This window comes from Flavobacterium chilense, from assembly GCF_001602525.1.
GTDB classification, from domain to species: domain Bacteria; phylum Bacteroidota; class Bacteroidia; order Flavobacteriales; family Flavobacteriaceae; genus Flavobacterium; species Flavobacterium chilense.
The window spans coordinates 242083-256316 of the sequence record NZ_LSYT01000005.1; the positions used below are offsets into that span (position 1 = coordinate 242083).

Genomic DNA, 14234 nt, shown 5'->3' on the forward strand with positions numbered 1-14234 from the left:
AAATCCTTTTTATTTTTTTCTTTAAAAAATAAAAAGATTGTAATGAAAAGCAGGATTAGCTCCTAAAAAAAACAACTTATTTAAAATGAAAAAAATACTATTCTTATTTCCGATACTGGCTTTGGTATCCTGCTACAATGCTGAACACAATTGTAAAGATTTTAAAAACGGAAAATTCAAGTTTGAGTTTGAAGTAAATGGCGTAAAAAAAACTACCGTTTTTGAGCGCAAAGATGGTATTGAAATTGAAACTTTTGATGGAAAAACGGATACCTCAACTGTACGCTGGGTAAGTGATTGCGAATATATTCTGCAAAAGAAACACCCAAAAAATATGGCCGAAGAAAAAGCTATTAGCATGAAGATTTTAACTACTTCTAAGGATTCATATACTTTTGAATTTGGTATGGTAGGTTCTGATCAGAAACAACGTGGTACGGTTGTAAAAGTGGAGTAATTAATCTAACGAAACAATTTTTGGTATGGAAGTTTTTTTGAATCCCGATGCATGGATCGCTTTATTGACGCTGACTTTTCTTGAAATTGTTTTAGGAATTGATAATATCATTTTTATTTCGATTGTAACTGGAAAATTACCTGAGGAAGATCGCAAAAAGGCAACAAGAATTGGTTTGTTTCTCGCTATGTTTATGCGAATTGCTTTATTGATGGGGATTTCATATTTAATTGCTATGAAAGCTACATTATTTAGTATTAACTGGGGCTGGTTTGAAGGCGATTTTACCGGACAGGCTTTGATTTTGTTTTTGGGAGGTTTATTTTTAATTTATAAAAGTACCAAAGAAATTAGTGAAAAGGTAGATCATAAAGGTGATGAAGAAAAGACTATAGAAACGGCTGCCAAAAAATCATTTTCGAATGTTATTTTACAAATTTTACTGATCGATTTAATCTTTTCTGTCGATTCTATCTTAACAGCAGTTGGTATGACAAATGGTGTTCCTGGTGCATTGACGATTATGATTACAGCAGTTATTATATCGGTTATGGTAATGATGTTATTTGCTGTTCCGGTTGGAAATTTCGTGAATAAAAACCCTTCTATTCAAATATTAGGACTTTCATTTTTGATCCTGATAGGATTTATGCTAATTACTGAAAGCATGCATTTATCGAATGCTTCGCTTGCCGGGGAGCATATTGGCGCGGTACCTAAAGGTTATTTGTATTTTGCGATTTCTTTTTCGCTGGCGGTAGAATTTATCAATATGCGAATCCGAAAAAAACAATCATAAATTTAAAAGTTCCTTTTTGGAACTTTTTTTTATCCTGCACTTCAGGCAAATAAAAGTTCATGTTTTAAGGCAAATTAAAAAAAGTTTAAAGGTGTTTCTTTTACATTTCTATTTTAAGTCTTACTTTAGAACCAAATCTAACGTATGAAAAATACCATTTCGCAAAGGGTTGCCGACTTTTTAAAAGGCTTCCCTCCTTTTAGCTTTTTACATCAAAAAGATTTAGAAAAATTATCTGAACAGATTTCTATTGTTTATAAAGATAAAGACGCTGTGATTTTTGCCGAAAACGATAAAACCCATGATTCATTTTATGTCGTTCACAAAGGAGCTGTCGCACTCAAAAAAAGTACAAAAAACACTGTTTTGGATATGTGTGATGAGGGAGATATTTTTGGATTACGTCCGTTATTAGCTCAGGAAAACTACATCATGGAAGCTGTTGCGCACGAAGAAACCATATTATATGCTATTCCCATTTCGGTTTTTAAACCTTATGCGCTTGAAAACAGAAATGTTGGTAATTTCCTGATTGAAAGTTACGCCTCAAACACCAGAAATCCGTACTCTGATATTCATAAAGATAAATTATACGGAGATGATGCACTAAATGACAATCTCCATTCCAGTAATCATTCTTTTGATCTGGCTCCAATTAAATATTCAAAGAAAATTGTGACTTGTAGCCCGTCAACAACAGTTCGCGATATTGCCAAGATCATGAATCAGAAAAAAGTGGGTGCCATATTAATTGTTGATGAAATGCTGCCTATTGGTATTTTAACAGACAAAGACCTTCGTAATAAAATTGTCACAGGAGATTATCCCATTACCACAACTGCGGAAACTATTATGACAAAACCTGTTATTACGTATCCCAAAAAAATGACGGTTACCGAAGCACAGATGGCCATGATGAAAAGTAATATCAGTCATTTATGTTTAACAAAAGATGGTACTGTAAACACAAAAGCAGTTGGAATTTTATCGAAACACGATGTAATGGTTGCGCTCGGGAACAATCCGGCTGTTTTAATAAAGGCTTTAAAACGAACTAAAAAAATCAAGGAAATAAAGCCAATTCGCAACCAGATTATGCAATTATTACAAGGTTATCTGGATCAAAATATTCCGATGACGCTGATTACAAAGATCATTACAGAGCTTAATGAGGCTTGTACGAATCGTGTTATTGAAATTTGTCTGGATAAAATGAGCAGTCCCCCTCCCGTAAAATTTGCGTGGCTGGCACTTGGCAGCCAGGGACGAGGCGAACAAATGCTTCATACAGATCAGGACAATGCGATTGTTTATGAAAATGTATCGGAAGTTTTTAAAGACGAAACAAAAATCTATTTCCTAAAATTTGCTGCCCTTGTCAACAAAGGTCTTTTTGATATTGGTTACGATTACTGTCCTGCCGAAATGATGGCTTCGAATCCAAAATGGTGTATGAGTCTGGACGAATGGAAAAGTCAGGTAAAACACTGGATAACAAATCCCGGAAAAAATGAAGTATTACTTTCTTTTATATTTTTTGATTATAGCCTCACGTATGGAGATACTGAAATTGTAAATGAACTTTCGGAATTTATATTTGAAAACGTAAAAGCAAATCCTGTTTTTTACGTTCATTTGGTTAGTGGTGCCTTGCAAAGTCCTTCGCCAACCGGTTTTTTCAGGCAATTTTTAGTAGAACAGGACGGAGCCAATAAAGATCATTTTGATATTAAAAGAAGAGCTTTAATGCCCTTAACGGATGCTGCACGTGTATTGATCCTGTCCCATTCGGTTAAATCGATTAGCAATACTGCAGAACGATTCGAAAAACTGGCAGAGTTAGAGCCCAATAACAGCGAATTGTATTTATCCTGTTCTTATTCGTTTAAAGCGTTACTGAAATTCAGAACCAAACAAGGACTTTTACATCACGATTCAGGACAATTTATTGCACTTGAAACGTTATCAAAAATGGAAAAAATTAAACTAAAAAGAACATTTAAAACGATTAAAGAGCTTCAGGAATTAATTTCGGTCCGTTTTAATATTTCAAATCTGGTATAATGAAGAGTTTACTTAATTTCTGGAAAAAAGAAGAAGAACCTTTTGATGAAAATACCACAATCGAAGAAACCCGTTTTGTGGTTTTAGATACCGAAACCACTGGTTTTGATTATGATCACGACCGGATATTATGTATTGGTGCTTTGGTTCTACAAAACGGAACAATCGCAATACAAAATAGTTTTGAAGTTTATATCGAACAGGATCATTACGACAAATCGACAGCACAGATTCATGGTATCTTAAAAGATTTGCTTGTTAAACGTCCAAGCGAATTAGAGGTTTTACAGCAGTTTCTGGATTTTTTGGAAGATTCGATAATCATAGCACATCATACTATTTTTGATATTACGATGATCAATAAAGCTTTAGAAAGAAACGAACTCCCGCAATTAACAAACAAAACTTTAGATACAGCTTATTTGTATAAAAAGACTTTAATTAAATCGCATTTGTTTGAACGAAAAGATCATTACACACTGGATGATCTTGCTGATAAATTTGATATTTCAAAAAAAGACCGTCATACCGCCTTGGGTGATGCGTACATTACTGCAATTGCTTTTTTGAAAATTGTAAAAAAGCTAAAAGAGAAAAAACATGTTAATCTGAATTCGCTTTTTAAATAAAAAATGCTGAAATATAATGTATTCTTAGCATTGCTTTATCCCAAATTATAAACAAAAAATCCATTCGTCCCCAAGCGAATGGATTTTTGCATTATATAGCATTCTTTAACTTTATTCTACTTTACAATCTACTTTAGTCAAGGTATTTTTTTGATCAAATTTCAGCTTTGTTTTGTCTTTAAAAGATACTTTATTGTTTGTGGTAACTACATCTCCATAACCTTCAATAAGAGTTCCTTCTCTTTGCAAAAAAGCCACTTCTCTTACAGAAGAAACTCCTTCAGACATAAAGGTATAATCTGCAATTAAAGTATCACCTTTCATGTTTCCAACAATAGTTCCTTCATTTTTGTCTTTTCCGGAAATGTCATAATGCAATTTCCCATTCACTTCCTGATGCGAATTAACATTAAAACTCAATTCAATAGTGCTGTTATTTGCTTTTGAAGCGTAGCACTGATTTCCGGCAGGTTCTGCAATCTCAGCTTCTTTTGGCGGATTTGGAGTAATTTGTACCGGTTCAGTAGTGGTCGTTTTTTTACATGAAATAAAAACGGTTAAAATAAGGGTCGATATTGCTAATAGTTTTTTCATAATTTGTCTTTTTATTTTGTGATTATGATATAAAGTTAGCCTAAATAAAAAAAAATCCATTCCTGATAAGAATGGATTTTTTTATATAATTCCCATATTGGGAATCTATTTCTAAAAGACCTTACGAAACGTCTACTGTTGTACGTTCTGCAATTTCTTTGTAAGTTCCGTTTACTAATTTCTCACGAATTGCTTCAAAAGCACTCAATGTTTCATCAATATCAGCCAAAGTATGAGAAGCAGTAGGGATCATTCTTAACAAAATAATTCCTTTTGGAATAACCGGATATACTACAATAGAAAGGAAAATACCATAATTTTCTCTTAAATCATTTACCATAACCATTGCTTCCGGAATACTTCCTTCTAAGTATACTGGTGTGATACAAGTATTTGTATCTCCAATATTAAATCCTTTTTCTCTTAAACCATTTTGTAATGCATTTACATTCTCCCAAAGTTTATCTTTGATTTCAGATGAATTACGCAATAATTCCAAACGTTTTAATGACCCAATTGTCTGAATCATTGGCAACGCTTTTGCAAACATTTGCGAACGTAAATTATATTTTAAGTAATCAATAACGGTTTTATCTGCTGCTACAAAAGCACCAATATTTGCCATAGATTTTGCAAAAGTAGAGAAGTACACATCGATATCATCTTGTACTCCCTGCTCCTCACCTGCTCCGGCACCTGTTTTTCCAAGTGTACCAAAACCGTGTGCATCATCTACTAATAAACGGAAATTGTATTTTTGTTTCATCGCAACAATTTCTTTCAATTTTCCTTGTTGCCCACGCATTCCAAAAACACCTTCGGTAATAAATAAAATACCACCACCTGTTTCTAATGCCATTTTAGTAGCACGTTGCAGGTTTTTCTCCATACTTTCAAGATCATTGTGTTTGTATGTAAAACGTTTACCCATGTGTAAACGAACACCATCAATAATACAAGCATGAGAATCGACATCATAAACAATAATGTCGTTTTTAGTCACCAAGGCATCGATAATAGATACCATTCCCTGGTAACCAAAATTTAATAAATAAGCTGATTCTTTCATTACAAAAGCAGCCAGTTCTTCTTCTAATTGTTCGTGGTATTTTGTATGTCCTGACATCATACGAGCTCCCATTGGATAAGCTGCACCAAATTGTATTGCTGCATCTGTATCTGCCTGGCGAACTTCAGGATGATTAGCCAAGCCGAGGTAATCATTCAAACTCCAGTTTAGAATATTTTTTCCGTGAAATGTCATTCTTGGTCCCAACTCTCCTTCTAATTTCGGGAAAACATAGTAACCTTCTGCTTGTGAAGCCCATTTTCCTAAAGGTCCTTTATTGTCCTGAATTCTTTCGAATAAATCTTTTACCATAATATATAGTGTAGTAATAATTTTATTTTATACAGGGTGCAAAAATAATGATTATTATTCTAAAATTGGGTGAGCCATTTATTTTTCTTAAAAAATATTGTAAATACTGATCTTCAAAAGAATTCCCTTTACTTATCTAAAATTTTTAACAAGATTAAACTTTAGATAAAAACCTAAATCAGTATAAATAAAGGTTATATTTCGACATCAAAACCTCAATTTTTGCTTAAATATAAAGATAGAAAAAAGATGTTTTGCATTAAAAAAACACTAAAACCCAAAAAGGGATTAAAATTCTATTTATTTTTTATTCAGCAATTAATACACTTTTCAAAACATAGATCTACTAACTGATCCTTATAGATATATCCATATCTACAACAAAAGATAGTTTTATTTTTAGTATCTTTTTACAAAGAAACTGTTATTTATAACCAGAATAATTTACAGAACAATCACCACTTATTCTATATCTGATTCTTAATAAAACCAATTTTAGTTTTACCTTTGAAAGTACTAATTTTCTAACACCTAAATAATGGCCTTAAGCACCTCAAAAGATTTAAAATTAGCTGTTCTTATTGATGCCGATAATGTACCTTACAGTAATGTGAAAGGTATGATGGAAGAAATAACAAAATTTGGAACGCCAACTACCAAACGAATTTATGCCGATTGGACTAAACCAAATTCTAACGGATGGAAAGGTGTTTTACTCGAACACGCCATTACTCCTATTCAACAATACAGTTATACTGTTGGGAAAAATTCATCCGATTCTGCTTTAATTATTGATGCCATGGATTTGCTTTATTCCGGAAAATTAGACGGATTTTGCATTGTTTCCAGCGACAGCGATTTTACCCGTTTAGCAATCAGATTAAGAGAATCCGGTATGAAAGTGATCGGTATTGGAGAAAAGAAAACTCCCAATTCTTTTATTGTTGCCTGTGACAGGTTTATTTATATTGAGGTTTTAGACGGGGCAATCCAGAAGAAAAAACCCAAAACAGTTACTGCTGCAGATGCTAAAAAACCTGTTGAAAAACCTGCCGAAAAAGCACTACACAAAATTGATGCTCCTACCATAGAACTTATCGAAGCTACGATTGAAGATATTGAAGACGATGATGGCTGGGCATTTCTTGGCGATGTTGGAAATCTTATTGTAAAGAAGAAACCCGAATTTGACCCTAGAAATTATGGCTTTTCTAAGCTTACGCCAATGCTAAAATCATTGACTGATATTCTTGAAATTGACGAAAGAGAATCAGACAAAAAAGGAATCAAACACGTATATGTTCGTTTAAGATTCAACTAATTATCAAATTATTACTTTTTATTTTTTAAAAACATGAGAAAAAAATTCTTTATCTACGGATTCTTATTGTTTCTAATTGTTCTGGCAATTTACCTTTACACCAAACGTGGTTTTTTACTCGTAATTATTCTTCCAATATTATTGGTTATTGGAGTTTATAATACGATTCAGAAAAAGCATGCTATTCTGAGAAACTTTCCGGTTCTGGGCTATTTCAGGTATTTATTTGAAATGATCGCTCCTGAAATTCAGCAATATTTTATCGAAAGATCAACTGACGGAAAGCCATTTTCACGAAATCAACGTTCGTTAGTGTACCAAAGAGCTAAAAATATTGATTCGAGCACACCTTTTGGAACACAACAAAACCTGAATCATGATAGTTACGAAGGTATAAAACATTCTATTTTTCCGGCAAAAGTAAACGAAGAATTACCTCGTGTATTAGTAGGTGGAAAAGACTGTAAACAACCTTATCTCGCTTCTTTATTTAACGTTTCTGCTATGAGTTTTGGTTCGCTTAGCGAAAATGCCGTTCGTGCCATAAACATTGGTGCTCAAAAAGGAAACTTCTATCAAAATACCGGAGAAGGTGGTCTGACTGAATTTCATCTTGCCGGAGGTGGCGACATTACCTGGCAAATTGGTACCGGATATTTTGGATGCCGTGACGCCGAAGGAAACTTCAGTCCTGAAAAATTCTCAGAAAAAGCCAATCTTCCTAACGTTAAAATGATCGAAATTAAGCTTTCGCAAGGTGCAAAACCAGGTCACGGTGGTGTACTTCCTGCAGCTAAAAATACGGAGCAAATTGCTAAGATCAGAGGTGTTGAACCACATACAATGATTCTTTCTCCTCCGGGTCATCATGCTTTTTCAGACACTAAAGGGCTTATTCGTTTTATTGCTCAATTGCGGGAATTATCAAACGGAAAACCAATTGGATTTAAGCTTTGTATTGGAAACACAACCGAATTTGAGGCTATTTGTCACGAAATGATTGCAGAAGATACTTATCCTGATTTTATAACCGTTGATGGAGCCGAAGGCGGAACCGGAGCTGCTCCGTTAGAATTTGCCGATGGCGTTGGAATGCCTTTTGAACCAGCCTTAATTTTTGTCAATAAAACATTAATCAGTTTAAATATTCGTGACAAAATGCGCATTATTGGAAGCGGAAAAATTATTTCCGGTTATTCTATTCTGCATGCAGTTGCATTAGGTGCTGATATGTGCAACAGTGCGAGAGGTTTTATGTTCTCATTGGGCTGTATTCAGGCTCTGCGTTGTCATAATAACGAATGCCCGACAGGAGTTGCCACTCAAAACAAAATGCTCATGAAAGGTTTAGTGGTTACTGACAAATCTGATCGTGTGTATCATTTTCATAAAAATACTTTACATTCTGCCAATGAACTTCTTGCGGCAGCAGGCAAGAAAAGCTTTGCCGATGTAGACATTAATATTTTCATGCGTGGTGATGAATTTGCCAATTTATCTGATCTTTACTTTCCGGATATCCTGACAAATGTTACCAAACACTAAAAAATAAAAAGCCTCTTTTAGATTGTAAAAGAGGCTTTTTTTTGATTTATATTTATTAAAAAATCTTTTTACTTTATTGAATCAAAGCTTAGCTGTTTCTTTATTTTGTACAGTAGCTGCTCCTTTTTCTAAAATAGCCAATTCTTCTTTATTGACTAATTGTTGAGCTAGAATAGCATTATTATAGGCTAAAAAATAAACATCAAAAGTTACACCTTCTTCAATTAAAGCCGTAGAGATCTGATCATTTTTAATCATTTCTTTCAGCAAATCCGGAAATGATTCTTTATAAGCTAATTTATTAGAATCGTTTTCTTCCAGATTAGTTTCAATCCTTATTTCAATTTTATTGTCATTTAAAAATGCTTTGGCTGATGTACTTGTAATTCCGTGCCCTTTTATCGAAGACGAATTGTTATAAGTAGTTACATGTTCCTGAATTTTTTGCTTGGTATTTTTACAACTTACCAGCAACGCTAAAACAGCAAAAGCAAATGCGATTTGGGTAATTTTTTTCATAATTTTTTTGGTTTTTGGTTAATTTTTAACTCAAACATAACAAACTTAAAACACAAAAACAACTTAAACTCATAAAAACACAAAATGTAATTATTTGACTACAAATCAATTACAGCGAAATTAAATGCAAAAACAAAAACCGAATAAAAAAGTCAATCTCAGCTTCAAACAACTAAAAAAGCCTCTTTAAAAATAATTATAGAGGCTTTTTTATTAAGAGATACGAACGTTTCCGTTACTTTAACAACTCTGGTATTGATTCTTTATTTATGATCTGTTTCACCAAAACAGTATTATCATCAGCCAGAAAATAAGCATCAAACTGCACACCTTCTTCTACCAAATCTTTAGGAATTTGATTTTTACGAATCATATCTTTCAACAGATTAGGAAAGGATGTATTGGCAGCCACTTTATTCGGTTCGTTTTGCTCAAGATTGGTTTCAAATCGCAGTTCAATTTTATCATCATTGATATACCCACGGGCAGTTGTAAGCGTTACGTTTTCAGCCTTAAAGCCCGAAGCAGCCGCATTATAAGAAACAACATATTCCTGAAGCTTTTGCTTGGCATTTTTACAGTTTACCAGCATAAATACAATCATAATTGCAAATGAAATTTGAGCTATTCTCTTCATCATAATAAATTTATTTTAGTTTTTGAAGTCTTAAAAGTGCTTCTAAATAATAATAGTCAGCATAATTTATAGAACAGTCAATTTCGCTTCCGGCTGGCTTGTGCCCGGTCGAATGCAGCAAAAATGCCGAATTGGTATCACGACTTTGATAATGTTCTGAAAGCGAAACGATCATCTTTTTAGACTTTTGTAAATATTCTTTTTTCAAATTTACATCTTTTGTATAAGAACTCAACTCTAAAAGTGCCGAAGATACAATTGCCGCAGCAGAAGCATCTCTTGGCTCATTTGGAATTCCCGGCGCATTAAAATCCCAATATGGTATTAAGTCTTCGGTAGTTAACCGGTCCAAATAAACACGTGTCAGTTTATGGGCAAAATCGAGAAATTTAGGATCTTTTGTTTCGCGATAAACCATCGTAAAACCATAAATAGCCCAAGCTTGTCCCCTTGCCCACATACTATCATCACTATATCCTTGAGCGGTTATTCCTTTTATCTTTTTACCTGTATTATAATCGTAAATAATAACATGATACGATGAATTATCTGGACGAAAATGATTGTTCATTGTCGTTTCGGCATGTTTTACCGCAATATCATAAAGCTTTTTATTTCCTCCGTTTTTAGAAGCCCAAAACAGCAATTCTAAATTCATCATATTATCTATAATCGTATTGTGTCCGCCATATTTATTATGCGGCCACGATAATATTGTTCCCACTTTTGGATTAAAAAGAGTCGCCAGCGTATCAGCCGTTTTTAAAATAATTTCTTTGTATTCCGGATTCTTTGTTAATCGATATCCGTTTCCGAAACTATTAAAAATCTGAAAACCGAGATCATGATCAGCAGCTTTACTAACTGATAAAGGGGTCAAGAACCGACTGAATTTATCTGCTTCCTTTTCCCATTTTTTATCTCCGGTGGCTTCATACAAATACCATAATTCTCCAGGCCAGAAACCGCTTGTCCAGTCTTTGTAACTTACAAATTTCCAGTCTTTGCTTCCGTTAGGAATTGTTCTTGGTGAAGTTCCGTCATTTGGAATCACTTTTAATGTTTTTGAAGCTTGTTCTGCGCAATAATTCAGTTGCTTTTTAATGTTAAACGAATTGTTTTTTTGAGAATAGCTTTGTGTTGCTACAAGAAACAAAGCTAATATCAAGGTGATAAATCCTGAATTCATGTGGTTAATTTTGATAGAAAGTTTATAGAACCGATAAATTTATAAAATAAGAAGACTCTATCTAAATCTTTGTATTTTTGTTTACCTAAAAAAGTACTAATTTTTACCAATACAACTAAACTTGAATAAATCCAGAATTTATTATTCGATCCTTTTTCTTTTGGTTATTTTCCTTGGAATTCTCTCCAGAAAAATTTCATTTATTCCATTATGTACAGGTGATTTTCTTTATGCTGTAATGATCTATCTTTTGATTAGAATCGTATTCATCAGCAAAACATTTTTTCAAATTCTGATTTTAGCTTTATTAACCTGTTATGCAATTGAGTTCTTTCAGCTTTATCAGGCAGAATGGATCATTGAGTTGAGACAAACTCTTTTTGGAAGATATGTTTTAGGGCAAGGCTTTTTATGGTCTGATATTTTAGCATATACTTTTGGTGCAGCCTCAGCTTACATCACAGAAAGAATAATTTTAAAAGACAACATCAATCAAACGTCTGCGTAATTTTATCAATATTCAAACTATTCGCCATTGCTGTAAATATTTGATAGTAGACTGATTTATTATCATACAGTTCATCATGTGTTCCTTTCTCGACACACCTTCCCTGCTCGAGAACTATTATATTGGAGGCATCAATAATTTGAGAAATACTATGCGAAATAATAATTACTGTTCTGTCTTTTTTTATGGCATCCAATGATTTTTTTATCTGCTCTGTCGCAATAGCATCTAAACTCGCAGTAGGTTCATCCAAGAAAATAATAGGCGGATTTTTCAAAAATAATCTCGCAATTGCGATACGCTGTTGTTGTCCTCCTGAAAGCAAATGCGCATCAGAATCATATCCTTTAGGCAATTGCATGATCTGATCATGAATATAAGCCTGTTGAGCAGCCTCTATAATCTCAGAGTGTGAAGCTTCTGGTTTTCCGTAAAGAATATTTTCGGCAATTGTACCTTTAAAAATGTGATTTTTCTGCAAAACCAATCCAATATTTTTACGCAGGAAATCAGTATTGTAATCATTCAGATCGACTCCATCCAAAAAAATCTGACCTGATGAAGGCAGATAAAATTTATCCAGCAAATTAATAATAGTGCTTTTTCCGGCCCCGCTTAATCCAACCAAAGCACTTGTTTCGTTTGGTTTTATGGTAAAATTAATATTATAAAGCGCCTGAGTTCCGTTTGGATAAACAAAATCGACGTTTTTAACTTCAATAAGTCCTACGATTTTTTCCGGAATATAATCTCCACTCGTTTCTTTTTCATGATCAGATTCCAGAATATCAAAAAATCCTTCAGAATATATTAAAGCATCGTTTACTTCATCATAAATACGGTGCAACTGTCTGATAGGAGACGAAACATTGTTGAACAACATAATATGAAACATAATTGCTCCAATTGTCATCGTATTATTCAAAACAAAATAAGCGGTAAGAATAATGATAATAACCACACCTATTTGTTCAATAAATCCTTTTACACTTTCAAAAATAAAACTGGTTTTTCTGGTCGCCAGCTGATTTTCGGTCATTTCGTATTGAATATCCTGATGGCGTTCTGCTTCCATCGGCTCTCTTACAAAGGATTTAATTACCGTTATAGATTCGATTAAACTAATAATTCCGTTATTTTTAGTTTCACGGTAATTTCGCATTCTTCTTCTAAATCCGCTTAGCTTAGTCGCTTGTAACTGACTAACATAAAAATAAATCGGGATAATACACAAACTTACTAACCCTACATAAACATTGGCATAAAACATCAATACCAAAGCCACAAATGCATTGGCAAACAACGGAAGAATATCAATAAAAAAATTCTGAACGAGTCTGGTCAGACTACTAATACCCAAATCGATTCTGGTTTGCAGTTTTCCGCTTTCGTTTTCACCTGAAGTATAAAACTCCATTCGATAACTCAGAATTTTTTCGACAATAGCCTGAGAAATATCTCTTGTAATAAAAATTCGAAGCTTTTCTCCGTAAAATTTCTGTCCAAATTGCACCACAGAATACACGAGTTCTTTCGAAAGCAAAACAATACTAATAATCCCCAATAAATGAAATCCTTTTGATAAAGGTTCATGAGCTACCATCAGGTTACTGATTGAATCAACTGTATATTTTAGTATTAAGGCATTTACCTGTGCAGCAAACGAACCTAAAAATGTAAGCAGTAATGTGGCAATTACCATTTTTTTGTAAGGTTTTACAAAAGGAGTTATTTTTTTATACAGGACTGATAATTGCATTTATTTCTATTTTTAATCCTATATCAAATATAAGAATTCTAAATTTGTGTTTTAAAGATAGTATTAAACATTATAAATTTATATACCATGCAACTTGTATTCGCTTCTAACAATATCAATAAAATTAAAGAAATTCAAAGCATCCTAAACGGATCTATACAATTATTAAGTCTTGAAGATATTGGCTGCTACGAAGATATCCCTGAAACAGCAGATACGATTGAAGGAAATGCAATTTTGAAAGCAAACTATGTAACAGAAAAATTTGGTTACGATTGTTTTGCAGATGATACAGGCTTAGAAGTTCATGCCTTAAACGGAGAACCTGGTGTTTATTCAGCAAGATATGCGGGAGAACAACGCAATGCTGATGATAATATGAATAAGCTTTTGGATGCTTTATCAGCGAAAGAAGATCGCAGCGCCCAGTTCAAGACCGTTATTGCTTTAAACCTAAAAGGCGAACAGCATCTTTTTACCGGAATTGTAAAGGGAGAAATTACTTTAAGCAAAACCGGAGATCATGGTTTTGGTTATGATCCGGTTTTTAAACCTGAAAATTACACGGAAACATTTGCAGAATTAGCTGCTGAAATTAAAAATAAAATTGGTCATCGCGGAAAGGCAACCCAGCAACTGATTGATTATCTGAACTCCACTAAATAATTGTTTAAAATACAACATTTTAGACTAGAAAATTGATATTTCACGACGTTTTTTTTCTCAAATTTTTTCAGTTGGTTTTAAAAATGATTTTACATATCGTGTAACTTTTTGAAAATCAAATCATAAGAAATACATAATTCTTAAAACAGCATTAGTTTATCTGAAT

The 14234-nt window shown here is 33.2% G+C and carries 14 protein-coding genes; 8 read left to right on the forward strand and 6 right to left on the reverse strand.

Annotated elements, in window-relative coordinates:
• Nucleotides 1–85: 85 nt before the first annotated feature.
• From A4F88_RS13725 to A4F88_RS13740, 4 genes are all read left to right on the forward strand, one after another.
• Nucleotides 86–457: a DNA topoisomerase IV gene (locus A4F88_RS13725; protein ID WP_068843179.1), complete on the forward strand. Its 372-nt coding sequence runs from the start codon at nucleotides 86–88 to the stop codon at nucleotides 455–457.
• Nucleotides 458–482: 25 nt separating this feature from the next.
• The gene (locus A4F88_RS13730) at nucleotides 483–1256 is read left to right on the forward strand and encodes a TerC family protein (RefSeq protein WP_068843180.1); all 774 of its coding nucleotides are present in this window, start codon (nucleotides 483–485) and stop codon (nucleotides 1254–1256) included.
• A 144-nt stretch (nucleotides 1257–1400) separates the two neighbouring features.
• Nucleotides 1401–3320, forward strand: coding sequence for a DUF294 nucleotidyltransferase-like domain-containing protein (locus A4F88_RS13735; RefSeq protein ID WP_068843181.1), 1920 nt, complete (start codon nucleotides 1401–1403; stop codon nucleotides 3318–3320).
• Complete coding sequence (locus tag A4F88_RS13740; RefSeq protein ID WP_068843182.1) at nucleotides 3320–3949, forward strand: 3'-5' exonuclease; 630 nt, start codon at nucleotides 3320–3322, stop codon at nucleotides 3947–3949. Before A4F88_RS13735 ends, A4F88_RS13740 begins: the two co-directional genes overlap by 1 nt.
• 111 nt (nucleotides 3950–4060) lie before the next feature.
• Here the strand turns inward: A4F88_RS13740 and A4F88_RS13745 are convergent, their stop codons facing one another.
• On the reverse strand, nucleotides 4061–4543 hold the full coding sequence (locus A4F88_RS13745; protein WP_068843183.1) for a hypothetical protein: 483 nt from the start codon (nucleotides 4541–4543) through the stop codon (nucleotides 4061–4063).
• Between the two features lie 121 nt (nucleotides 4544–4664).
• Entirely contained in the window at nucleotides 4665–5924 is a 1260-nt protein-coding gene (capB, locus tag A4F88_RS13750) for a cysteate-C-fatty acyltransferase (protein ID WP_068843184.1), read from the reverse strand.
• 538 nt (nucleotides 5925–6462) lie between these two features.
• Here capB and A4F88_RS13755 point away from each other — a divergent pair.
• Both A4F88_RS13755 and A4F88_RS13760 read left to right on the forward strand, forming a co-directional pair.
• Nucleotides 6463–7245: an NYN domain-containing protein gene (locus tag A4F88_RS13755; protein WP_068843185.1), complete on the forward strand. Its 783-nt coding sequence runs from the start codon at nucleotides 6463–6465 to the stop codon at nucleotides 7243–7245.
• A gap of 33 nt (nucleotides 7246–7278) precedes the next feature.
• A complete protein-coding gene (locus A4F88_RS13760; RefSeq protein ID WP_068843186.1) occupies nucleotides 7279–8790 on the forward strand; it encodes an FMN-binding glutamate synthase family protein in 1512 nt (503 codons plus the stop codon).
• An 81-nt stretch (nucleotides 8791–8871) separates the two neighbouring features.
• On the opposite strand, the gene A4F88_RS13765 is transcribed toward A4F88_RS13760, so the two are convergent.
• The 3 genes from A4F88_RS13765 to A4F88_RS13775 all read right to left on the reverse strand — a co-directional run bounded on the left by A4F88_RS13765 (nucleotide 8872) and on the right by A4F88_RS13775 (nucleotide 11135).
• On the reverse strand, nucleotides 8872–9309 hold the full coding sequence (locus A4F88_RS13765) for a hypothetical protein (protein WP_068843187.1): 438 nt from the start codon (nucleotides 9307–9309) through the stop codon (nucleotides 8872–8874).
• 235 nt (nucleotides 9310–9544) lie between these two features.
• A complete protein-coding gene (locus A4F88_RS13770; RefSeq protein WP_068843188.1) occupies nucleotides 9545–9949 on the reverse strand; it encodes a hypothetical protein in 405 nt (134 codons plus the stop codon).
• A gap of 7 nt (nucleotides 9950–9956) precedes the next feature.
• Entirely contained in the window at nucleotides 9957–11135 is a 1179-nt protein-coding gene (locus tag A4F88_RS13775) for a glycoside hydrolase family 88 protein (RefSeq protein WP_068843189.1), read from the reverse strand.
• Nucleotides 11136–11256: 121 nt separating this feature from the next.
• Between A4F88_RS13775 and A4F88_RS13780 the strand changes: the two genes are divergently transcribed.
• Nucleotides 11257–11643, forward strand: coding sequence for a ribosomal maturation YjgA family protein (locus A4F88_RS13780; protein WP_068843190.1), 387 nt, complete (start codon nucleotides 11257–11259; stop codon nucleotides 11641–11643).
• On the opposite strand, the gene A4F88_RS13785 is transcribed toward A4F88_RS13780, so the two are convergent.
• Nucleotides 11624–13402, reverse strand: coding sequence for an ABC transporter ATP-binding protein (locus tag A4F88_RS13785; RefSeq protein WP_068843191.1), 1779 nt, complete (start codon nucleotides 13400–13402; stop codon nucleotides 11624–11626). The two genes, A4F88_RS13780 and A4F88_RS13785, sit on opposite strands and share 20 nt — an antisense overlap.
• An 87-nt stretch (nucleotides 13403–13489) precedes the next feature.
• Between A4F88_RS13785 and A4F88_RS13790 the strand changes: the two genes are divergently transcribed.
• A complete protein-coding gene (locus A4F88_RS13790) occupies nucleotides 13490–14068 on the forward strand; it encodes a non-canonical purine NTP diphosphatase (protein ID WP_068843192.1) in 579 nt (192 codons plus the stop codon).
• Nucleotides 14069–14234 lie beyond the last annotated feature (166 nt).